Here is a 21,306-nt window from a genome sequence, read left to right as displayed (position 1 = left end):
GAGACTCGTCGCCACGGCGCTCCGCGGCATCGGCCCGCGGGCCGCGGATCCGTCAGCCCCGGGGCGGAGTGACGACCCGTCCTTTCGGCCGATGCGCGGCACGCCGCGGCCCCTAGGCTGAGAACCGTGCTGCGAGACGACCTGCGAACCTTGTGGACCGAACCCCGGCCGCCCGACGCGCCCGCCCGGGTGCGGCGGGACTGGGCGCTGCTCGCCGCGGTGCTTGCCGGTGTGGCGCTGGAAGCCACCCTGCGCGAGCAGGTCGTGTGGCGGCCGGTGGCGGTGGTGTTCGCCGTATGGCTGTGCCTGCTGCCCCTGTGGCGCCGGACCCGCCCGCAGGCGATGGTGACGCTGGCGTTCGGCTCGGTGATCCTGCTTCAGGTGGCCTCCCTCGTCGCCGCACCGCGCGAGCCCGTAGGCCTGTACGCCGGCGCGGTCGTACTCGTGCTGGTGTACGCGCTGCCCCGGTGGGGATCGGGACGCGAGATCGTGCTGGGCGGCGCGGTGATCCTCGCGACCGGCGCGCTGTGTTCCGTCACGGACGAGACCCCGGTCCTCGAAAATGTCGTGGGCTTCGTCTTCCTGCTGCTGCCCGGCGTGGTCGGGGCTGCCGTGCGGTTCCGGGTGACCGCTCGCGAGCGGCAGTTGGAGCAGGTGCGCTCCGCGAGCGCGAGCAGCTCGCCCGGGAACTGCACGACACGGTGGCCCACCACGTGTCGGCCATGGTGATCATCGCCCAGGCGGGCCGGGTGCTCGCGGGCACCGACCCGTCCGCCGCCGTCGAGGCGCTGGAGGGGGTCGAGGAGGAAGGGGCGCGCACGCTGGAGGAAATGCGCGCCATGGTCGCCGCGATGCGCGACCGCGGGGTCGGCGCCGAGCTGGCGCCCCTTGCCGGAGTCGCGGATCTGGAGCGCCTGGTGCGCACCCCGGGTGGTCGCCTCAGGGTCGACCTGGGGCTCGACGGCGAACTGGACGCGCTGCCCCCGGCCGTGGACGCGGCCGTCTACCGGATCGTGCAGGAGTCGGTGACCAACGCGCTGCGCCATGCGGTCGACGCGACCGAGCTCGTCGTCCGGGTCGCCGCGGAACGGCACACGGTACGGGTAAGCGTGCGCGACAACGGTCGGCGCACCGGCCGGGGTCGCGACGGATACGGACTTACCGGACTGCGCGAGCGCGCGACCCTGCTTGGCGGCACACTACGAGCCGGCCCGGGTACCGACCGGGGCTGGCATGTCGAAGCCGAACTGCCGAGAGCGAGGAGCGAGAGCGGTGTCCATTCGCGTCCTCGTCGCTGACGACCAGACGATCATCCGCACCGGGTTGCGGATCATACTGAACGCCCAGCCCGGCATCGAGGTGGTCGGCGAGGCCGCCGACGGGCGGGAAGCGGTACGTCTGGCCCGCGAACTACGCCCCGACGTCTGCCTGTTCGACATCCGCATGCCCGTACTCGACGGGCTCGAGGCCACCCGGCTGGTCGCCGGCCCGGGCGTCGCCGACCCGCTGGCCGTGGTCGTCATCACCACCTTCGACCTCGACGAGTACGTCTACGGCTCACTGCGTGCCGGCGCCCGCGGATTCCTCCTCAAGGACACGGGACCGGACCTTCTGGCGCAGGCCGTACGGTCGGCGTCCGACGGTGAGGCGCTCATAGCGCCCAGCGTCACCGTCCGTCTGCTCCAGGCATTCGCGGACCTGCCCGCCGGCCGGCCCGTGGCCCAGCCGGTCTCCCCCGTCACCGCCCGCGAGGAGCAGGTGCTCCTCGCCGTCGCTCGCGGGCTGACCAACGCCGAGATCGCCGATGCACTGCACATCAGCCTCAGCACGGTGAAGACGCATCTGGCCAGCCTGATGGCCAAACTCGGCGCCCGCAACCGGGTCGAGATCGCGATGTGGGCCTACGAAACGCGCCGTATCCTCCCCGGAAACTGAGCTGGGTGCCGGGCTATGTCCCATGAGAGCCTGACGACTTACGAGGCGGGCCCTGAAGTGGATGCTGTTCTGTGTGCGAAGTACGGTCTCGACAGCGATCAGTTGGAGGACAAGCGCGGCGCGTCCCGCGTGTTCGACGGGGACGGTGATGGCTCCAGTAGACCCCGTGGTGCAGCGGCTCCCACAGGGCGCCTGGGAGGGCGATGCAGAGCCGGCCGGTGAGCCCGCGTCCGGCGCCGGGTCCGGTGCCGCCGTAGGGCTGTCCGGAGCGGGGTGCGTCTTCGGGGACGGGGCTCCCACTTCCGCAGCCACCCCCGCTCGTCGAGTCCGGCTCGCAGCGCAGGCGCCAGCGCGAGGACCCGGCTCGTACGGTGCTGGCGGCTCGCCCGCAGCCGCTCCCGGACCGCCCGCAACCCGGCCCGCGCAGCGCGCAGTCCAGCGCCCCGAAGCCCCGCAAGGCGCTCCGGTACCTCCTCGTCCAGCCAGGCCGTCTTGCTGTCCCGGTGTACGCGGACGAGGGCGTCGAGACAGCGGAGTTGATGCGCGACGTGTGATTTGCGGTGGTTGGTGACAGGGCTTTCAGTAGGGTGTTTTGGCTGGTGGGCGGGTTGTGGGGTGTCGTTCTGCTGCTGAAGGCCGGTGCCGTTTCCCGCTGAGAGGGCGTTTCATCCCGTTGTTTCATCCCAGATTGCCGGGTTGAGGGTAGTTCATGCGCCGCGCCAGCTGGGGGTGGATTCGGCGGTGAGTCTGCGGGTCATGAGGTTGATCATTGCGAGGTGGATCATGGCTTCGGAGCGGTGGGGGCAAGCTTCGTAGTCGCGGGCCAGGCGGCGGTGGTTCATGAGCCATCCGAGCGTTCTCTCGACAGTCCAACGGCGGGGCAGGACGGTAAATCCCCTGGTGGTGGGGTCGCGTCGGACGATGTGCATGTCGATACCGAGGGTTGCGGCGTATTCGACGAGGTGCTGGCGGTAGCCGCCGTCCACCCAGGTCTTGCGGACGGTGGGATGCTCGACGGCGACCCGCTCGATGAGGGTCTGGCCGGCGATCGAGTCCTGCACGTTGGCGGCGGTGACCAGAACCGTGAGGAGGAGCCCGACGGTGTCGATGACGATGCTCCGCTTGCGGCCGACGATTTTCTTCCCGGCGTCGATCCCCTGCTCCGAGACGGGCACATTGGTGGACGTCTTGATGCTCTGGGAGTCGATGACAAAGGCGGTCGGTTCCTCCTCCCGGCCTTCCTGCCTGCGCACTTGCCGGCGTAGGAGACTGTTGAGCTGATCGAAGACACCTTCTTCCCGCCAGCGGGCGAAGTAGGCGTAGACGGTGTTCCAGTGCGGGTAGTCGTGCGGAAGGTAGCGCCACGGGATGCCCGTCCGGTTCACGTAGAGGACTGCGTCCAGCAGGCTCCGCAGATCGTGGTCCGGAGGCCGGCCGATGTCCAGGCCGCGGCCACGGCGCTCGGACCGCCAGGCGGTCAGGACCGGCTCGACCAACTCCCACCGGGCATCGGACAGATCGCTTGGGTATCGGCGGCGTTCAGGCATGATTCCGGGCTACCCAGGCGGCCCAGGCGCGCGGACCGGCGCCCGAAGCACACAGCGCGAAGCCCGGCGCCTTGGGATGAAACAGGAGGAGGCAGCCCAAGACGTCCGCCTGGCAGCCACTTTCGCATCATGAACCACACGAACCCCAGCAGCCCCGACCAGCCACAATCCCATACCAGCTCAAAAGACCTCAATAAAGAGCTAAACGCCCTCTGACCGAGTACGGCCACCGCTTGGGCCCGCCGCCCGGAGCACTCAGACGGTGACCGAAATGACATGGCATCGCAGGCGAATGCCCGCAAACACCGTGTGGAGATGCGTGAGCTTTTCTGGTTGAGGGCGCGGGTCAGGTCGCGGTTGGCTGCTCGGGCGGCTTCAAGTTCGGCTTGACGCTCCTCAAGCGCGCGTCAGCTCAACATTGCTCTGTTCGAGCCTGGTGATCCGACTGTTCAGCTCGGCAACGTCGCCGGGTGGCCCGAGACCGGAGGCCCGCCAGATCTCTTCGCCGAGCGCCTTCGACAGGCGCTCTTCGAGCTGCTGGACGCGCGCGGCCAAGCGGGCACTGCGGGCACCCGCATTGGCGAGATCGGCCTGAAGCGATACCGAAGTGACTGTTGGCCCAGTCCCGGGCGGCCTGGCCGGTTCGTGCGCCGCGGTGTGAAGTGCGTCGAGGAGGTCGCGATGGCGGTAGAGGAAGGTGCGGTCGACACGGGCGGCGCGGGCGATGGCTGAGGCGGTCAGTGGGCTTCCCTCGCGCCGTGCGGTGGTGATCGCGCTCGTCACGCGGGCACGGCGGCGTTCGGTATCGGCCTGGCGGCCGTCGTTCATGGCGGTGGTCACGACGGGGGGATCCTTGAGGGTCGGACGTCGGGCAGGGGCTGGCCGACGCGAGGCATGCCGAGGTGGACGGTGCGCGAGCGGCGCACAAGGGTGGCGGCCTGTTCGATCTGCGCGCGGTCCTCGGCGGTGAGCTGGTCGAGGTCGGAGCTGACGCGGTCTGTGAGCCGGCGGACCCGGCTGATCTCCTCCTGCGAGGGCATGGCCTGGGTACGGGCCCATTCGTCGGCTTCGAACGCGGACATCAGCCGTTCCCGGCTGCGCAGCAGGTCGGCGAGGTGGGCCTGGAGGTCGGGGAGGTAGGAGACGTCGGTGGAGAAGTGCTCACAGCCCAGGCACCGGAACCGCAGCGGGCACGCGTGGCCGCCCGCGGCGACGTTGGAGGGTTCGCGGCAGACCCCGTACGGGGTGGCGACCTCCCCGATCGCACGCCGGACATGCTCGAAGTCCAGAAGGCTCTGGACCTCGCGCCAGACCCGGTTGCCGTGCCGGTCGAACTGCAGGGCCGTGACCCGGTCGACGGCTTCCCTGCGCCGCTCCGCACCGACCCGGTAGTAGCCCTGGGTGGTGGAGATGAGCCGGTGGTCCATCAGCTCCTCGAGGACGTCGGGGTGCACTCCGGCGTCGGCGTGCCGCTGTGCGTAGCAGTGCCGGTAGGCGTAGGGGAAGACGCGGGTCTTGTCGAAGGGCACCAGGTGGGTGACCGGGGTGCCGGCCTCGGTGGTGATGACCGGGACGACGAGGTCAGGCAGCGAAGCCACCCAGGTGCCGTGGGCCAGAGTGATGTCCTTGTACGTCTTGGTGCCCTCGGGGTTCGTTCGAGGCCGGGGCAGGAGCTTGAGCCGGGCGGCTCGGTGGCCGGGAAGCGGTCGCGGACGCGTTGCTGCTGGCGGCGGATCACCTCGGCGGTCTCGCCGCCGAAGGGGAGACGGCGACCGAGCCGGTAGGCCTTGTGGTTGTCGTAGACGAGCACGGGTGATCCGTCGGGGTCGCTTTCCAGACAGCCCCAGGCCAGGGTGTAGATCCTGTCCCTTATACACCTCCAGCTTCAGATGTGTACAAGAGACACGATGCATACGCGCCTCCATGGCCTCCCACGACCTCGAAGCCGTCGGCGGCGACGGACTCCCCCACGTCATGCTCGACAGCGACCCCACCGCCGGCAACGCCGCCGCCCACATCAACCTCGCCATGGCCGACGGCATGCGCCAAGTCACCGAACACCTCCTCGCCCACCGCCACCGCCGCATCCTCCACCTCGCCTCCGCCGTCGACTCCTGGACCTTCACCGTCCGCGCCGACGCCCTCGCCGCCCTCCTCGGCCCCCACGCCGAGCTGCGCACCGTACGGGCCCCCCTCACCGTCGACGGCGCCCGTACGGCCACCGAAGCCGCCCTGGCGGCCCCCGGAGCCCGCCCCACCGCCATCGTCTGCGACGACGACATCCTCGCCGCCGGAGCCTGCAAGGCCGCCCGCCGCCTCGGCCTGCGCGTCCCCGACGACCTCTCCGTCACCGGCTTCGACGACCTCGCCCTCGCCACCGCCGTCGAACCCGAACTCACCACCGTCCGGCTCCCCGCCGAACGCGTCGGAGAGCAGGGCATGACCGCCCTCCTCGCCGCCCTCGAAGGCACCCCCTGGGCCGCCGACGACATCCCCGTCGAACTCGTCGTCCGCGACTCCACCGGCCCCGCCCCGACCCCCTGACCCCGGGAACGCGAAAGCGCCCCCGGCCGGAAGGCCGGGGGCGCTCACACCGCACTGCGGACCGTCTCTACTCGGCTTCCTCTTCGGGAGCCTCGTCGTTCGACACGGCATCCGCCTGGGCGGCCGCCGGAACGTCCGCCTCCAGCAGCCGCGACAGCTGCCGGCCCCGGATCCGCTTGAACTTGCGCTGCTGGGCCCGCGTACGGTCCAGCACCGCCACCTCCAGCCGCTCGTGCGGAATCGCCTTGTCCGTGCCGTTCGCCTGGCTGGACAGCGCCTGCACCGCCAGCTTCAGCGCCTCGGACAGGGTCATCCCGTCCTGGTGCCGCTGGTCGAGGAAGGTGCTGATCTGCTCGGCGTTGCCGCCGACCGCCACCGAACCGTGCTCGTCCACGATCGAACCGTCGTGCGGCAGCCGGTAGATCTGGTCCCCGGCCGCCGTCGCGCCAACCTCGGCCACGACCAGCTCCACCTCGTACGGCTTCTCACCGGCGCTGGAGAAGATCGTTCCCAGCGTCTGCGCGTAGACGTTCGCCAGCCCACGGGCCGTCACGTCATCGCGGTCGTAGGTGTATCCGCGCAGATCGGCGTAGCGCACGCCGCCGATCCGCAGGTTCTCGTACTCGTTGTACTTGCCGGCGGCCGCGAAGCCGATCCGGTCGTAGATCTCGCTGAACTTGTGCAGCGCGCGGGACGGGTTCTCGCCGACGAACACGATGCCGTCGGCGTACTGGATCACAACAAGGCTGCGACCGCGGGCGATGCCCTTGCGGGCGTATTCCGCCCGGTCGGCCATGGCCTGCTGGGGTGAGACGTAGAACGGAGTCGACACCGGCTGTCCGTCCCTTTCTTCTGGGCTCCTACGGGGCGACGGATGGTCAGAGCAGGGCGGCGCGCGGGCCGTCGGGCTGCTCCAGCCGACGGTTCGTGATCTTGCGGGCCAGCTCCGAGGACTCCTCGTCGGTCAGCCGGCGGAATCCCTCTTCGGTCATGACGGTGACGATGGGGTAGATGTGGCGGTAGAGGTCCGGGCCGCCGGTGGCCGAGTCGTCGTCGGCGGCGTCGTACAGCGCCTGGACGACGAGCGTCGTGGCCTCCTCCTCCGTCAGCTTCGAGTGGTACAGCTTCTTCATGGAGCCGCGCGCGAAGATCGAGCCGGAACCGGTCGCGGCGTAGCCGTGCTCCTCGGAGCGGCCGCCGGTCACGTCGTAGGAGAAGATCCGGCCCTTCTCCTTGCCCTCGTCCCACCCGGCGAAGAGCGGTACGACGGCCAGCCCCTGCATCGCCATGCCCAGATTGCTCCGGATCATGGTCGACAGCCGGTTCGCCTTGCCTTCGAGGCTGAGGGTCGCCCCCTCCACCTTCTCGAAGTGCTCCAGCTCCAGCTGGAACAGCTTCACCATCTCCACGGCCAGGCCGGCGGTGCCGGCGATGCCCACGGCGGAGTACTCGTCGGCCGGGAACACCTTCTCGATGTCCCGCTGCGCGATCATGTTCCCCATGGTCGCCCGCCGGTCACCGGCGAGCACGACCCCGCCGGGGAAGGTGGCGGCCACGATGGTCGTCCCGTGCGGCGCCTCGATGACCCCGTCGGGCAGCTTCCGGTTGCCCGGGAGCATCTCGGGCCGGTGCGCGCCCAAGAAGTCCATGAAGGACGACGACCCCGGCGTCAGGAAGGCTGCCGGTAGACGCCCTGTGCTACGAGTGTTGGGTTCCACAGGTTTCCTTCCAGATATGAGACGACCCTACGAGCTGCGTCGGGATCGTCTCCCAACTTGCCGATGGCCGTGTTGCAGTTGAAGCAAAGTACGCCTCGGACCCTACCCGTGGTGTGGCAATGATCCACATGAACGGCTGGGCTCTTTTTGCAGATCAAGCAGATGCCGCCCTGCGCCGCGATCATCTCGTCTCGCTGGGCCTCCGTCATGCCGTACGAGCGCTTGAGATGCCCCGCCCGACCCTGTACGGCCCGGCAAGCCTTGCAGCGAGTGGACTCGCCATCAGACGCTGTTGCGTTCTTATGCCACTCGCCGTGCGGCTTCACCTCGCCACACTGCCTGCAGAGCTTCCACCCCGCCGGCACGTCCACGTGCTCTCTGACTGCCTTGCCTTTGGCTGCCTGACGGCGGCGATAGTGCTCGGCACTGTAGGCCGCCACGCATTCCCGGCATCTGGGCTGAAGCCCATCGCTCCGATTGCGATCCGAGGCGAATCCGCTCAGTGGTATGTCACGGGCACACCCGCGACACCACTTCGTTCCATTGAACATGGAGCACACACTGGCGGATTCGCCTTAGATTCGAAGGCTATTCGCCGCCTTTTTGTACGAAACTCCGAACGAAGTCCTCGGCATTCTCCTCGAGTACATCGTCAATCTCGTCAAGTACGGAGTCGACGTCGTCGGAGAGCTTTTCCTGGCGCTCCTTGAGGTCGGTCGATTCTTCGACCGCCGCCTCCTCGACCTCCTCGGTCGAGCGCTGCGCCTTCTCCTGTCCGCCGCCGGTGTCCTTGGTCGCCATGTCTACCTCACCCCGCTCGGTTCGCACGCTCACGTCGAGAGACCCCGGGAATTCGGGATCCCTCAAGATCAGACCCTACGTCGGACCCTACAAGGAGGGCCCGACATTCGCCCCGCACTTTGACAACGTGCAGGTGTCCTCATGATTCCCTCGGCGGGGGCCTTTCAGCCCCCGCCGAGGGATCGGAAAGGGGGCTCAGCGGCCCGACAGCACCCGTACCAGGTCCTCCGCCGTCCGACAGCGGTCCAGGAGCTCCTTCACATGGGCCCGCGTGCCCCGCAGGGGCTCCAGGGTCGGGACCCGCTGGAGGGAGTCGTGGCCCGGCAGGTCGAAGATCACCGAGTCCCAGGAGGCCGCGGCCACGTCGTCCGCGTACTGCTCCAGGCACCGGCCCCGGAAGTACGCCCGGGTGTCCTCCGGCGGCTTGCTCTGCGCGCGCTCCACGGCCGGCTCCTCCAGCAGCCGCTTCATCTTGCCGCGGGCCACCAGGCGGTTGTACAGCCCCTTCTCGGGCCGTACGTCGGAGTACTGCAGGTCCACGAGGTGGAGCCGGGCGGCGTCCCACTCGAGGCCGTCGCGCCGCCGGTAGCCCTCCAGGATCTCCCGCTTCGCGATCCAGTCGAGCTCTCCCGACAGGCTCATCGGGTCGGTCTCGAGCCGGCCCAGTACGTCCTCCCAGCGGGCCAGCACGTCCTTGGTCTGCTCGTCCGCGTCGGAGCCGAAACGCTCCTCCACGTACTTCCTGGCCAGCTCGTAGTACTCCATCTGGAGCTGTACGGCGGTCAGCGTCCGCCCGCTGCGCAGCGTGATCAGGTACTGCAGGTCGGGGTCGTGGGAGACGTGGTGCAGGGTGCGCACGGGCTGGTCCACGGCGAGGTCGACGTTGATGTAGCCGTCTTCGATCATGGACAGGACGAGTGCGGTCGTGCCGAGCTTGAGGTAGGTGGAGATCTCGGAGAGGTTGGCGTCGCCGATGATCACGTGGAGCCGGCGGTACTTCTCGGCGTCCGAGTGCGGTTCGTCGCGGGTGTTGATGATGGGGCGCTTGAGGGTGGTCTCGAGGCCGACCTCGACCTCGAAGTAGTCGGCGCGCTGGCTGATCTGGAAGCCGTGTTCGCGGCCGTCCTGGCCGATGCCGACGCGGCCGGCGCCGGTGACGACCTGGCGGGAGACGAAGAAGGGGGTGAGGTGGCGCACGATGTCCGAGAAGGGGGTTTCCCGCTTCATCAGGTAGTTCTCGTGCGTGCCGTAGGAGGCGCCCTTGTTGTCGGTGTTGTTCTTGTAGAGGTGGATGGGCTGGGCTCCGGGGAGCTGGGCGGCCCTGACTGCCGCCTCGGCCATGATCCGCTCGCCGGCCTTGTCCCAGAGGACGGCGTCGAGCGGGTTGGTGATCTCCGGGGAGCTGTACTCGGGGTGCGCGTGGTCGACGTAGAGCCGTGCGCCGTTGGTGAGGATGACGTTGGCGAGGCCGATGTCCTCGTCGGTGAGCTGGCTGTTGTCGGCGGCCTCGCGGGCGAGGTCGAAGCCGCGGGCGTCCCGCAGCGGGTTCTCCTCCTCGAAGTCCCAGCGGGCGCGTCGCGCCCGGTGCATCGCCGCCGCGTAGGCGTTGACGATCTGGGATGAGGTGAGCATGGCATTGGCGTTCGGGTGCCCCGGGACGGAGATCCCGTACTCCGTCTCGATCCCCATTACTCGCCGTACGGTCATGCGGCCCTCCTTGCCCGGCGGCGCTCCCGTTCGGGAGCGGCGCTCAAGTACCGCTGGTGCTCCGGTGCGTCGTGTGCGGTGCCCGTCCCCGCACTGCGCGACCTGCGGTACGGATGAGCCTAGAACCACTCCGCGCCGGTGGGGAGATCATTTCGGTCATTGAATTCGACCGGTCACCGGCTGAAAAGAGCAGTCGGTAAAGCAGTCGGCTGCGGGTGCCCTTGCGGGCTCCCGCAGCCGGCCCGCTTCGTCAGAGGTACTGACCGGTGTTGGCCACCGTGTCGATGGAGCGTCCGGTGTCCGCGCCTTGCTTTCCGGTGACGAGCGTGCGGATGAATACGATCCGCTCGCCCTTCTTTCCGGAGATTCGGGCCCAGTCGTCGGGGTTGGTGGTGTTGGGGAGGTCTTCGTTCTCCTTGAACTCGTCCACGCAAGCCTGGAGGAGGTGGGCGACGCGAAGGCCCTTCTGGTTGTGCTCGAGGAAGGCCTTGATGGCCATCTTCTTCGCACGGTCCACGATGTTCTGGATCATCGCGCCCGAGTTGAAGTCCTTGAAGTAGAGGACTTCCTTGTCACCGTTGGCGTACGTGACCTCGAGGAAGCGGTTCTCCTCGGTTTCGGCGTACATCTGCTCGACGACGGTCTGGATCATGCTGTGGACGGTTTCCGCCGTGGAGCCCTGGTGCTCGCCCAGGTCGTCCGTGTGCAGCGGGAGCGTGGCCTTGAGGTACTTCGCGAAGATGTCCTTCGCCGCCTCGGCTCCGGGGCGCTCGATCTTGATCTTCACGTCGAGCCGGCCGGGGCGCAGGATGGCCGGGTCGATCATGTCCTCGCGGTTGGAGGCGCCGATGACGATGACGTTCTCCAGGCCTTCCACGCCGTCGATCTCGGCGAGCAGCTGGGGGACGATGGTGTTCTCCACGTCCGAGCTGACTCCGGATCCGCGGGTGCGGAAGAGGGATTCCATCTCGTCGAAGAAGACGATGACGGGGGTGCCCTCGCTCGCCTTCTCCCTGGCACGTTGGAAGACGAGGCGGATGTGCCGCTCGGTCTCGCCGACGTACTTGTTGAGGAGTTCGGGGCCCTTGATGTTCAGGAAGTAGGACTTCCCGGTGGGCTGGCCGGTGACCTCGGCGACCTTCTTGGCAAGGGAGTTGGCGACGGCCTTGGCGATGAGCGTCTTGCCGCAGCCGGGGGGGCCGTAGAGCAGGATGCCCTTGGGGGGCCGCAGTTCGTGTTCCTTGAAGAGGTCGGGGTAGAGGTAGGGGAGCTCGACGGCGTCGCGGATCAGTTCGATCTGGTCGCCCAGGCCGCCGATCTTGTCGTAGTCGATGTCGGGGACCTCTTCGAGGACGAGGTCCTCGACCTCGCTCTTGGGAACGATCTCGTAGACGTAGCCGGAGCGGGGTTCGAGCAGCAGGGAGTCGCCGGGGCGGATGGTGACGTCCAGGAGCGGCTCGGCGAGCCTCACCACCCTTTCCTCGTCGGTGTGCCCGACCACCAGGGCGCGCTCGCCGTCCTCGAGGATCTCCTTGAGGGTGACGATGTCCCCGGCGCGCTCGAATTCCATGGCTTCGACCACGTTGAGGGCTTCGTTGAGCATGACCTCCTGGCCGCGCCGGAGGTCTTCCGGTTCGACGCTGGGGCTCACGTTCACTCGGAGCTTTCGGCCGCCGGTGAAGATGTCGACGGTTCCGTCTTCGTTCGCCTGCAGGAAGACTCCGAAGCCGGCCGGCGGCTGTGCGAGCCGGTCGACTTCTTCCTTGAGGGCCACGATCTGGTCGCGGGCCTCGCGCAGGGTATTGGCCAGACGCTCGTTCTGGGCGGAGACGCCTGCCAGGTTTGTCTGGAGCTCGACGATCCGCTCTTCGAGAATCCTCGTGTGTCGCGGAGAGTCGGCGAGCTTACGTCGCAGGACGGCGATTTCCTGCTCGAGATAGGCAACCTGGCCGGCGGGGTCCTCAGACCCTCGCCCGGGCCGGATGCCGTGGTTGATGTCGTCGTCGTGGGCTGCCACGGTCCTCACCTCCTCCAAGGGGAGCTGGACGCTTTCTGACCCTACCTGGGCTGGTGGTGATTGAAACCCCTAGATCACAAAGACGGTAGGGGTGTGTCCGATCTTCACCCTTGCGTACTCCCTCACGCCAAGGAAATACCCACCCATCAAACTCGGGAAGCGGCCGGTTGTAAGGTCGAAGTGTTCAACACCCGTCAGAGCTCGTGCGACTTGCCGCGGGTTGTGTCCGGGATGGATCACTCATCGCAGGGAACGGCAGGAGATATGACCGTGCAGCAGGAGGCAACCTCCGACCAGACCGGTGGCGTCGGCGAGGCCGGAGAGCCGCTCGAGGTCTGGATCGACCAGGACCTCTGCACCGGCGACGGCATCTGTGTGCAGTACGCGCCGGAGGTGTTCGAGCTGGACATCGACGGTCTGGCGTATGTGAAGGGCTCCGCCGACGAGCTGCTCGTGGAGGCGGGGGCGACCACTCCGGTTCCGCTGGTGCTGCTCCAGGACGTGGTCGATTCGGCCAAGGAATGTCCCGGCGACTGCATCCATGTAAGGCGCGTTTCGGACAGGGTCGAGGTCTTCGGTCCCGACGCGGAGTGACGGTTCAAACACCTGTGGCGGTCGAGTCCGTAAGCTCCTGGCGGAATTTTCCGCCGGTCCAGCGCCACTTGGCGAACTGTTTCGTGTCGGGGCTGTAGCGGGGGATCTCGGGCGAGGAGTAGCCGAGGAGCGTCGCGGTGACGACTCCGTCGCGCACGGTGAGGTCGGTGGCGGTCTGTCGGCGGCCGGCTTCGAGCAGGGTGGCGACGACGCGGGGGCCCGTGTTCTTGCCGGTGTCCCGGGTGAGTACGTAGATCGCGTGCGGCGGGGTGCCGGATCCGGCGTCGCAGCGGACGGCCGCCACGGTTTCGGGGCGGCCGTCGCCGTCGAGGTCGCCTTCGGCGGTGGCCGTGACGGCTTGTGGGGCGCCGTTGCAGTCGAGTGGGTAGGTGAGCGCTCCGGCGTCGGGGGCGGCCGCCTCGGGGCCCTTCGGGGAGTCCTCGGCCTGCGGGTGGTGGTGGGGAGCCGTCGGTCCGGGCGCCCGCCACCACAGGCGACGCGGGCAGCCGGAATGCGTCCGTCCCTTCCATCCTGCGCCGCCGGACCGGTGGTGTCGATCGCAAGTGGGCCGGCCCCCGGCCAGCCGAATCGATCAGGACATCCATTCCGATGTCCCTGCGCGCGGGCTGACCCGCGCCGGACGGCCCCCCGCGGGTCAGCCCGCGCGCAGGGACATCGTCATCGCCTCGACCGCGAGCAGCGGGGACACATTGCGGTCCAGCGCCCGCCGGCACGCGATGATCGCCTCGATGCGCCGCAAGGTGCGCTCGGGGCCCGAGTCCCGGGCGATCCGGTCCAGGTCGTGTCGTATCTCTTCGTTCGCGATGGCCAGCGAGGAGCCGAGCTGCAGGGCCAGCACGTCCCGGTAGAAGCCGGTGAGATCGGTCAGCGCCAGGTCGAGGCTGTCGCGCTGCGTGCGCGTGCGCCGGCGCTTCTGCCGGTCCTCGAGCTCCTTCATCACGCCCGCCGTACCGCGCGGCATCCGCCCGCCCGTACCGGCTCCGGCGCCGAGCGCGGCCCTCAGCTCCTCGGTCTCCTTGACGTCCACCTCTTCGGCGACCTGCTTGGCGTCCTCCGCGGCGGCGTCCACCAGTTCCTGCGCGGCCTTGAGGCAGCCGCCCACATCGTCCACGCGCAGCGGCAGCTTCAGCACCGTGGCCCGGCGGGAGCGCGCGGCCTCGTCGGTCGCGAGCCGGCGGGCCCGGCCGATGTGCCCCTGGGTCGCGCGGGCCGCGGCCTGGGCGACGGCCGGCTCGATGCCGTCGCGTCGGACCAGCACCTCGGCGACGGCGGACACCGGCGGGGTGCGCAGCGTCAGGTGGCGGCAGCGCGAGCGGATGGTCGGCAGCACGTCCTCCAGCGAGGGCGCGCACAGCAGCCACACGGTCCGCGGAGCGGGCTCCTCCACGGCCTTGAGCAGTACGTTGCCCGCGCCTTCCGTCAGCCGGTCGGCGTCCTCCATGACGATGACCTGCCAGCGCCCGACGGCCGGGGAGAGCTGCGCCCGGCGCACCAGGGCCCGGGTGTCCTTCACGCCGATGGACAGCTGGTCGGTACGGACGATCTCCACATCGGCGTGCGTACCGATCACGGTGGTGTGGCAGCCGTCGCAGAACCCGCAGCCGGGCTCGCCGCCGAGGGCGCGGTCCGGGCTGGTGCACTGGAGCGCGGCCGCGAAGGCACGGGCGGCGGTGGCCCGCCCGGAGCCGGGCGGGCCGGTGAACAGCCAGGCGTGCGTCATCTTGGAGGCGGTCGGCGGGGCGATCCCCGACTCGATGGCGGTGACCAGGGCGTCGGCATCGCGGGCGGCGGCGGCCAGCTGCGTCTGGACGCGCTCCTGTCCCACCAGGTCGTCCCATACGGGCATCCCGCCCACCGCCTTTCCCTCGCGTACCGTCCGTGCCTGCTCACCCAGTGTGGCGGCTCCCACTGACAATCCCGGTCAGCCCGCCGCCCGCACCGTCAACGTCACCGCCCGCCTCAGCGGCGGCGCGGCCCCCGGCCTTCGTCGTCCTCGTCGTCCCGGCGCCGGCCGAGCAGCTCGTCCGCCAGCGTCGGCAGATCGTCCAGCGGGGTCTCCTCCGCCCAGTCCGAGCGGGCCCGGCGCGGCCGGCCGTCCTCACCGAGGACGGGCAGCTCGCGGGTCGCGTCGTCGCCCGAGTCGCGGAAGATGCCCGGCGGGACCCGGTCGGCCGGGTTCTCCGTGGGGCGCTGGGCCGTCGGCCGCGAAGCGGAGTAGGCGGACCGGGACGAAGGTGCCGGAGCCGGCGACCGCGTCGCCGCCCCGCCCTCACGGGTGCCCGTGGCCGCGCCCTCGGGGCGTACGGGAGGCAGGACCGCCGTCTCGTCCGCCGGACGCGCGGGGCGTACGGGAGGCAGGACCGCGGTCTCGTCCGCCGGGCCCGTCGCGCGGACCTGCGGCAGCACCGAGGTCTCCGCCACCGGGTCGGCCTTCGGGACCGGCACCGTCTGGGTAACGTCGTCCGGCTGCACGACCCGCTTCACGGCCGGGGTCTCGACCGTCACGGCGTCGTCGGGGTGCGGCTCCTTGCGCAGGCTGGGCGCGGGCGCGGCGGGTACGACAGGTGCGGCGGGTGCCGGTGCTGCGGGTGCGGCGGGTGCCGGTGCGGCGGGTGCGGCCGGCGCCGGTGCGGCAGGCGCAGCGGGCGCGGCGGCAGCCGTGGCCGCAGCAGCAGCGGCCGCCGCAGCCTTCGTCGCCGCCGCGGCCTTCGCGGCCGTCTCGGCCGCCGCGGCCTCGGCCAGTCGGCGCGCCTGCTCGGCCTTCAGCAGGGCCTCCTCGGCCCGCCGCTGCTTCTCCAGCCGGCGCTCCTCCGCCTCGGCGCGCAGCCGCGACTCCTCCTCGGCCTGCCTGCGCAGCCGCTCCCGCTCCACCGCGCGGGCCTTCTCCTCGGCCTCCAGCCGCAGCCGCTCGGCCTCGGCCCGCTCCCGGGCCTCCTCCTCGGCGCGCAGCCGCTCCTCGCGTTCCTTGCGGGCGGCCTCGGCCTCGGCCAGCAGCCGGGCCTCCTCCGCCTCGCGGGCCTTGCGGGCTTCTTCCTCGGCCAGCAGCCGGGCTTCCTCGGCCTTGCGCGCGGCCTCTTCCTTCGCCTTGCGCGCAGCCTCCTCCTCGGCGAGCCGCCGGGCCTCCACCCGGGCTGCCACCTCGGCCTCCGAGAGCGGCAGCATCCGGTCCAGGCGGTGGCGCACGACGGTGCTGACCGACTCCGGGTCCTGGCCCGCGTCGACCACCAGGTAGCGCCCGGGGTCGGCCGCGGCCAGCGTCAGGAATCCGGCGCGCACCCGCTGGTGGAACTCGGCCGGCTCGGACTCCAGCCGGTCGGGCGCCTCCGTGAACCGCTCCCGGGCCGTCTCCGGCGACACGTCGAGCAGCACGGTCAGATTCGGTACGAGGCCGTCCGTGGCCCAGCGCGAGATGCGGGCGATCTCGGTCGGCGACAGATCGCGGCCGGCTCCCTGGTAGGCCACCGAGGAGTCGACGTAGCGGTCGGTGATGACCACCGCGCCACGCTCCAGGGCCGGCCGTACGACCGTGTCCACGTGCTCGGCGCGGTCGGCCGCGTACAGCAGGGCCTCGGCGCGGTTCGACAGCCCCGCGGAGGAGACGTCGAGCAGGATCGAGCGGAGCCGCTTGCCGACCGGGGTGGCCCCCGGCTCGCGCGTGACGACGACCTCGTGGCCCTTGGCCCGTATCCAGTCGGCCATCGCCTCCACCTGGGTGGACTTGCCGGCCCCGTCACCGCCCTCCAGAGCGATGAAGAACCCGGCGTCGGACGCGGCCTGCACCGGTTCCCCGCCGCGCAGCGCCTCGCGCAGGTCGCGGCGCAACGGTACGCCGCTGCGGTCGTCGGCCTTGGCCAGGACGACGACGGCGACCGGCAGCAGCAGGGCGCCGACCAGCATCAGCGTGAAGGCCGCGCCGCCGTGCGCGAAGACGATCCCACCGCCGGCCAGCTCGTGCGGCCCGATCCCCGCGGCGAGCAGCGGGGCGACGACGGCCCCGACGGCCACGGCCACCCGGACGACGGCCTGCAGGTGCTCGGTGACCCGGGCCCTGCGGAACTCCTCGGTCTCCTGGTCCAGCAGGGTGTGCCCGGTGTTGGCGGCGACTCCCGCGGCGGCGCCGGCGAGCAGCGACAGGAACAGCACGGTCGCGGTGTCCGGGACCAGCCCGGTCAGCAGCAGTGCGAGGCCGGCGACCGCGATGGACAGGGCCAGCAGGCGGCGCCGGGACAGGGCGGGCAGGACCTTGCCGGCCTGGGTGGCGCGGATGCCGAGGGCGGTGCCGCCGATCAGGGCCAGTACGAACAGCGCGAACGCGGCCGCGCCGCCCCCGAGGTCGACGGCGTGCAGGACCGCCACGGCAGCGGCGGAGGCGATCGCTCCGGCGACGGCGGCGCAGGCGAGCACGAACAGCGGAACGGCCCCCGTGCGCCCCTTCTCGGGACGGTCGCCGACCCTGGGGGCGCGCAGGCCCTCCAGCGGCGAGCGCGGGCGCGGGGTCTTCGCGTCGGGCAGGACCAGCGGCAGCAGCAGGGACACGGACGCGGCGAAGAGGCCGGCGGCCACGTACGAACCGAGGGCGGCCCGGTTGTCGGCGAACCAGCCGACTCCGAGTCCGAGGGCCTTGCCGACCAGGGTCGCGGCGAGCAGCGCGGCCGCGGCGATCGGCATGGCGGCGAAGGAGGTGCGCAGGTTCAGCCGGCGCAGCGCGTCGAGGTGGTCGGGGAGCGGCCGTACGGTCGCGCCCTCCGGCGGGGGCGACGGCACCAGGCCGGGCGCGGAGCTGTCCTTGGCCAGCGCCCAGATCCGCTCGGCGCCGCCCGCGACGAACACGGTGGCGAGCAGGGCGGTCAGCGCGTGGGCCGGGATCCAGTCGAGCCACAGCGGGGCGACGACGAAGAGGCCGAGCCGGATCCCGTCGGCGCCGATCATCGTCCAGCGGCGGTCCAGCTTGCCGCCGGCGGCGGTGAGCTGGGCCAGGGGGCCGAGGAGGACGGCCCCGAAGAGGACCGTGGACAGCACCCGGACGCCGAACACGGCGGCGATGGCGAGGGCCCAGCCGGCGTAACCGCCGCCGAAGGGCTCCTGGTCCACGGCCGCCTGGAGTGCCAGCAGCACCAGGACCAGCAGGGCGAGGGCGTCACCGATGCCGCTCACCAACTGGGCGCTCCACAGACGGCGGAGCCCAGGGGTGCGCAGCAGCGCGCGCACCGCCCGCTCGCGGGAGTCCGCGGCGAGGGCTTCGTCGTAGGTGGGGGTGGTGTCGGGGGCGGTCACGACCGTTGGCTGCTCGGCTCGCGTCATCCGCCCAGCCTATCCGCTGCGCTTGGCGGGTGCGGAGCCCTGTGGACAAGGTCCGATGTGACCCCCGACCCACCTGCCGGACGCGCCTGCCCGACCCACTGCCGGACCCACCTTCCGGACGCGCCCTCCGGACCGGACCACAGCTGCCGGACCACAGCTGCCGGACCACGGCTGAAAAGAAAGAGGCGGGGCCCGTGCTCAGTGCACGGGCCCCGCCTCGCCTCGCTACTCGGCCGCCGGGGCGGCCGCCGTCTTCTTCGCGACCGTCTTCTTGGCCGTGGTCTTCTTCACCGCGGCCGTGGTCTTCTTCGCCGCCGTCGTCTTCTTGGCGGCAGCCGTCTTCGTCGCCGCCGTCTTCGTCGCCGTCGCCTTCTTCGCCGGGGCCTTCTTCACGGGCGCCTTCTTGGCCGTCTTCTTGACCGGGCCCTTCGCGCGCTTCTCCGCGAGCAGCTCGTAGCCCCGCTCCGGCGTGATCGTCTCGACGTCGTCGTCCCGCCGCAGCGTCGCGTTCGTCTCGCCGTCCGTCACGTACGGCCCGAACCGGCCGTCCTTCACGACCACCGGCTTCTCGCTCACCGGGTCGGTCCCCAGCTCCTTCAGCGGCGGCTTCGCGGCCGCGCGCCCCCGCTGCTTGGGCTGCGCGTAGATCGCGAGCGCCTGCTCCAGGGTGATCGAGAACAGCTGGTCCTCGGTCTCAAGCGACCGCGAGTCCGTGCCCTTCTTCAGGTACGGGCCGTAGCGGCCGTTCTGCGCGGTGATCTCCGCGCCCTCCGCGTCCGCGCCGACGACCCGCGGCAGGGACATCAGCTTGAGCGCGTCGGCCAGGGTCACCGTGTCCAGGCTCATCGACTGGAACAGCGAGGCCGTCCGCGGCTTGACCGCGTTCTTGCCGGTCTTCGGCGTGCCCTCGGGCAGGATCTCCGTCACGTACGGCCCGTAGCGACCGTCCTTCGCGACGATTTCGTTCCCGCTCACCGGGTCCGTGCCCAGCTCGAACTCGCCGCTCGGCTTCGCGAAGAGCTCCTCCGCGTACTCGACCGTCAGCTCGTCCGGGGCCAGCTCCTCGGGAACGTCCGCCCGCTGGTGGCCCTCGGAGTCCTTCTCACCGCGCTCCACGTACGGCCCGTAGCGGCCGACCCGCAGCACGATGCCCTCGCCGACGGGGAAGGAGGAGATCTCCCGGGCGTCGATCGCGCCCAGGTCGGTCACCAGCTCCTTCAGACCGCCCAGCGCGTCGCCGTCGGCCGGCACGACCTCGGTCGCGTCCTCCGCGCCGAAGTAGAACCGCTTCAGCCACGGCACGGACTGGGCCTCGCCCCGCGCGATGCGGTCGAGGTCGTCCTCCATCCGGGCGGTGAAGTCGTAGTCGACGAGCCGGCCGAAGTGCGTCTCCAGCAGGTTGACCACGGCGAACGACAGGAAGGACGGCACGAGCGCCGTGCCCTTCTTGAAGACGTAGCCGCGGTCCAGGATCGTGCCGATGATCGACGCGTACGTCGACGGGCGGCCGATCTCGCGCTCTTCCAGCTCCTTGACCAGCGAGGCCTCGGTGTAGCGGGCCGGCGGCTTGGTCGCGTGGCCGTCGACGGTGATTCCCTCGGACGACAGCGCGTCGCCCTCCGCGACCTGCGGGAGGCGCTTCTCGCGGTCGTCGAGCTCGGCGTTCGGGTCGTCCGCGCCCTCGACGTAGGCCTTCATGAAGCCGTGGAAGGTGATCGTCTTGCCGGACGCGGAGAATTCCGCCTCCCGGCCGTCGCTCGCCCGTCCGGCGATCTTCACGGTCACCGAGTTGCCGACCGCGTCCTTCATCTGGGAGGCGACGGTGCGCTTCCAGATGAGCTCGTACAGGCGGAACTGGTCGCCGGTCAGACCCGTCTCGGCGGGAGTGCGGAAACGATCACCCGAAGGACGGATCGCCTCGTGCGCCTCCTGCGCGTTCTTGACCTTGCCCGCGTAGACGCGGGGCTTCTCCGGCAGGTAGTCGGCCCCGTAGAGCTGCGTGACCTGCGCGCGGGCGGCCGTGACGGCCGTCTCCGACAGCGTCGTGGAGTCCGTACGCATGTAGGTGATGAAGCCGTTCTCGTACAGCTTCTGCGCCACCTGCATGGTCGCCTTCGCACCGAAGCCGAGCTTGCGCGAGGCCTCCTGCTGGAGCGTCGTCGTGCGGAACGGGGCGTACGGGGAGCGGCGGTACGGCTTGGAGTCGACCGACTTGACGGCGAACGAGGTCTGCTCCAGCGCGGCGGCCAGGGCCCGCGCGTTCGCCTCGTCGAGGTGCAGCACCTCGCCCTTGAGCTGCCCGGTCGAGCCGAAGTCGCGGCCCTGCGCGATGCGCTTGCCGTCGACCGAGTTCAGCCGGGCGACCAGCGTGGAGGGGTCGGAGGCGTCACCGGCGCGGCCGGTGGCGAAGGTGCCGGTCAGGTCCCAGTACTCGGCGGAGCGGAAGGCGATGCGCTCGCGTTCCTTCTCGACGACCATGCGGGTGGCCACCGACTGGACGCGGCCCGCCGACAGCTTCGGCATGACCTTCTTCCACAGGACCGGCGAGACCTCGTAGCCGTAGAGCCGGTCGAGGATGCGGCGGGTCTCCTGGGCGTCGACCATGCGCTGGTTGAGCTCGCGCGGGTTGGCGACGGCGTCGCGGATCGCGTCCTTGGTGATCTCGTGGAAGACCATCCGGTGGACGGGGACCTTGGGCTTGAGGACTTCCTGCAGGTGCCACGCGATGGCTTCGCCCTCGCGGTCCTCATCGGTGGCGAGGAAGAGTTCGTCGGACTCGGCCAGCAGCTCCTTGAGCTTCCTGACCTGGGCCTTCTTGTCGGCGTTGACGACGTAGATCGGCGCGAAGTCGTGCTCGACGTCCACGCCGAGCCGGCGCACCTCGCCGGTGTACTTGTCGGGAACCTCGGCCGCGCCGCTGGGGAGGTCGCGGATGTGCCCGACGCTCGCCTCGACGACGTATCCAGGGCCGAGGTAGCCCTTGATCGTCTTCGCCTTGGCAGGGGACTCGACGATGACGAGTCGGCGGCCGCCCTTTGCGGTCTCGCTAGTCGGGGACAACTTGGCTCTTCTCTCCGGTCGGCACTCGGTCGCAGTACGGCGACGCTGCGGAGTGTGACGG

Annotated in this window: 16 protein-coding genes and 2 pseudogenes; 5 read left to right on the top strand and 13 right to left on the bottom strand. The window is 70.4% G+C overall.

Annotation, left to right across the window (positions count from 1 at the left end):
• Positions 1-126 precede the first annotated feature (126 nt).
• From DRB89_RS45295 to DRB89_RS35495, 3 genes are read left to right on the top strand one after another with little or no spacing between them, the layout of a single operon-like run.
• A complete protein-coding gene (locus DRB89_RS45295; protein WP_239516505.1) occupies positions 127-729 on the top strand; it encodes a hypothetical protein in 603 nt (200 codons plus the stop codon).
• Positions 723-1,298, top strand: coding sequence for an ATP-binding protein (locus tag DRB89_RS45290; RefSeq protein WP_239516908.1), 576 nt, complete (start codon positions 723-725; stop codon positions 1,296-1,298). The genes DRB89_RS45295 and DRB89_RS45290 overlap by 7 nt, the downstream gene beginning before the upstream one ends.
• Positions 1,273-1,935, top strand: coding sequence for a response regulator transcription factor (locus tag DRB89_RS35495; protein WP_112450104.1), 663 nt, complete (start codon positions 1,273-1,275; stop codon positions 1,933-1,935). Before DRB89_RS45290 ends, DRB89_RS35495 begins: the two co-directional genes overlap by 26 nt.
• A 707-nt stretch (positions 1,936-2,642) precedes the next feature.
• Here DRB89_RS35495 and DRB89_RS35485 read toward each other — a convergent pair.
• The 3 genes from DRB89_RS35485 to DRB89_RS45285 all read right to left on the bottom strand — a co-directional run bounded on the left by DRB89_RS35485 (position 2,643) and on the right by DRB89_RS45285 (position 5,080).
• Positions 2,643-3,482 carry an IS5 family transposase gene (locus DRB89_RS35485; RefSeq protein WP_112450102.1) on the bottom strand — a complete coding sequence of 280 codons (840 nt, stop codon included), beginning with the start codon at positions 3,480-3,482 and terminating at the stop codon, positions 2,643-2,645.
• A 396-nt stretch (positions 3,483-3,878) separates the two neighbouring features.
• Complete coding sequence (locus tag DRB89_RS35480) at positions 3,879-4,322, bottom strand: hypothetical protein (RefSeq protein ID WP_239516504.1); 444 nt, start codon at positions 4,320-4,322, stop codon at positions 3,879-3,881.
• The gene (locus DRB89_RS45285) at positions 4,319-5,080 is read right to left on the bottom strand and encodes a hypothetical protein (RefSeq protein ID WP_239516503.1); all 762 of its coding nucleotides are present in this window, start codon (positions 5,078-5,080) and stop codon (positions 4,319-4,321) included. Before DRB89_RS45285 ends, DRB89_RS35480 begins: the two co-directional genes overlap by 4 nt.
• Before the next feature lie 313 nt (positions 5,081-5,393).
• On the opposite strand from DRB89_RS45285, the pseudogene DRB89_RS35470 reads away from it, so the two are divergent.
• Positions 5,394-6,026, top strand: a pseudogene (locus DRB89_RS35470) (LacI family DNA-binding transcriptional regulator); the annotation flags it as partial.
• Positions 6,027-6,093: 67 nt separating this feature from the next.
• On the opposite strand, the gene prcA reads toward DRB89_RS35470, so the two are convergent.
• From prcA to arc, 6 genes are all read right to left on the bottom strand, one after another.
• The gene (gene prcA, locus DRB89_RS35465) at positions 6,094-6,858 is read right to left on the bottom strand and encodes a proteasome subunit alpha (protein WP_112452305.1); all 765 of its coding nucleotides are present in this window, start codon (positions 6,856-6,858) and stop codon (positions 6,094-6,096) included.
• Positions 6,859-6,904: 46 nt separating this feature from the next.
• Positions 6,905-7,744 carry a proteasome subunit beta gene (gene prcB / locus DRB89_RS35460; RefSeq protein ID WP_112452306.1) on the bottom strand — a complete coding sequence of 280 codons (840 nt, stop codon included), beginning with the start codon at positions 7,742-7,744 and terminating at the stop codon, positions 6,905-6,907.
• Complete coding sequence (locus tag DRB89_RS35455; RefSeq protein ID WP_112454190.1) at positions 7,696-8,295, bottom strand: endonuclease VII domain-containing protein; 600 nt, start codon at positions 8,293-8,295, stop codon at positions 7,696-7,698. The genes prcB and DRB89_RS35455 overlap by 49 nt, the downstream gene beginning before the upstream one ends.
• Before the next feature lie 37 nt (positions 8,296-8,332).
• Complete coding sequence (locus tag DRB89_RS35450) at positions 8,333-8,545, bottom strand: ubiquitin-like protein Pup (RefSeq protein ID WP_112452307.1); 213 nt, start codon at positions 8,543-8,545, stop codon at positions 8,333-8,335.
• A 195-nt stretch (positions 8,546-8,740) separates the two neighbouring features.
• Positions 8,741-10,252: a depupylase/deamidase Dop gene (dop, locus tag DRB89_RS35445; RefSeq protein WP_112452308.1), complete on the bottom strand. Its 1,512-nt coding sequence runs from the start codon at positions 10,250-10,252 to the stop codon at positions 8,741-8,743.
• Between the two features lie 250 nt (positions 10,253-10,502).
• A complete protein-coding gene (arc, locus tag DRB89_RS35440) occupies positions 10,503-12,269 on the bottom strand; it encodes a proteasome ATPase (RefSeq protein ID WP_112452309.1) in 1,767 nt (588 codons plus the stop codon).
• Between the two features lie 264 nt (positions 12,270-12,533).
• Between arc and DRB89_RS35435 the strand changes: the two genes are divergently transcribed.
• Positions 12,534-12,863 (top strand): ferredoxin, encoded by a 330-nt coding sequence (locus tag DRB89_RS35435; RefSeq protein ID WP_112452310.1) that lies wholly within the window; start codon positions 12,534-12,536, stop codon positions 12,861-12,863.
• Positions 12,864-12,867: 4 nt separating this feature from the next.
• Here DRB89_RS35435 and DRB89_RS35430 read toward each other — a convergent pair.
• The 4 genes and pseudogenes from DRB89_RS35430 to topA all read right to left on the bottom strand — a co-directional run.
• Positions 12,868-13,251, bottom strand: a pseudogene (locus tag DRB89_RS35430) (hypothetical protein); the annotation flags it as partial.
• Between the two features lie 267 nt (positions 13,252-13,518).
• Positions 13,519-14,730 carry a DNA polymerase III subunit delta' gene (locus tag DRB89_RS35425; protein WP_112453884.1) on the bottom strand — a complete coding sequence of 404 codons (1,212 nt, stop codon included), beginning with the start codon at positions 14,728-14,730 and terminating at the stop codon, positions 13,519-13,521.
• Between the two features lie 113 nt (positions 14,731-14,843).
• Positions 14,844-18,185, bottom strand: coding sequence for a dTMP kinase (gene tmk, locus DRB89_RS35420; RefSeq protein WP_112451403.1), 3,342 nt, complete (start codon positions 18,183-18,185; stop codon positions 14,844-14,846).
• Positions 18,186-18,410: 225 nt separating this feature from the next.
• Positions 18,411-21,245: a type I DNA topoisomerase gene (gene topA, locus DRB89_RS35415; protein WP_112451404.1), complete on the bottom strand. Its 2,835-nt coding sequence runs from the start codon at positions 21,243-21,245 to the stop codon at positions 18,411-18,413.
• Positions 21,246-21,306: the final 61 nt, after the last annotated feature.

Source organism: Streptomyces sp. ICC4 (assembly GCF_003287915.1).
Lineage (GTDB): Bacteria > Actinomycetota > Actinomycetes > Streptomycetales > Streptomycetaceae > Streptomyces > Streptomyces tritrimontium.
Note: the sequence above shows the minus strand (reverse complement) of the source record. Positions and strands in the feature narration are given on the sequence as shown.

Excerpts from the sequence above, each read along its gene's own strand:
- DRB89_RS35425 (WP_112453884.1), bottom strand. The coding sequence starts at position 14,730 with ATGCCCGTATGGGACGACCTGGTGGGACAGGAGCGCGTCCAGACGCAG.
- DRB89_RS35485 (WP_112450102.1), bottom strand. The coding sequence starts at position 3,482 with ATGCCTGAACGCCGCCGATACCCAAGCGATCTGTCCGATGCCCGGTGG.
- dop (WP_112452308.1), bottom strand. The coding sequence starts at position 10,252 with ATGACCGTACGGCGAGTAATGGGGATCGAGACGGAGTACGGGATCTCC.
- DRB89_RS35450 (WP_112452307.1), bottom strand. The coding sequence starts at position 8,545 with ATGGCGACCAAGGACACCGGCGGCGGACAGGAGAAGGCGCAGCGCTCG.
- DRB89_RS35435 (WP_112452310.1), top strand. The coding sequence starts at position 12,534 with ATGACCGTGCAGCAGGAGGCAACCTCCGACCAGACCGGTGGCGTCGGC.
- DRB89_RS35455 (WP_112454190.1), bottom strand. The coding sequence starts at position 8,295 with ATGTTCAATGGAACGAAGTGGTGTCGCGGGTGTGCCCGTGACATACCA.
- tmk (WP_112451403.1), bottom strand. The coding sequence starts at position 18,185 with ATGACGCGAGCCGAGCAGCCAACGGTCGTGACCGCCCCCGACACCACC.
- DRB89_RS45290 (WP_239516908.1), top strand. The coding sequence starts at position 723 with ATGGTGATCATCGCCCAGGCGGGCCGGGTGCTCGCGGGCACCGACCCG.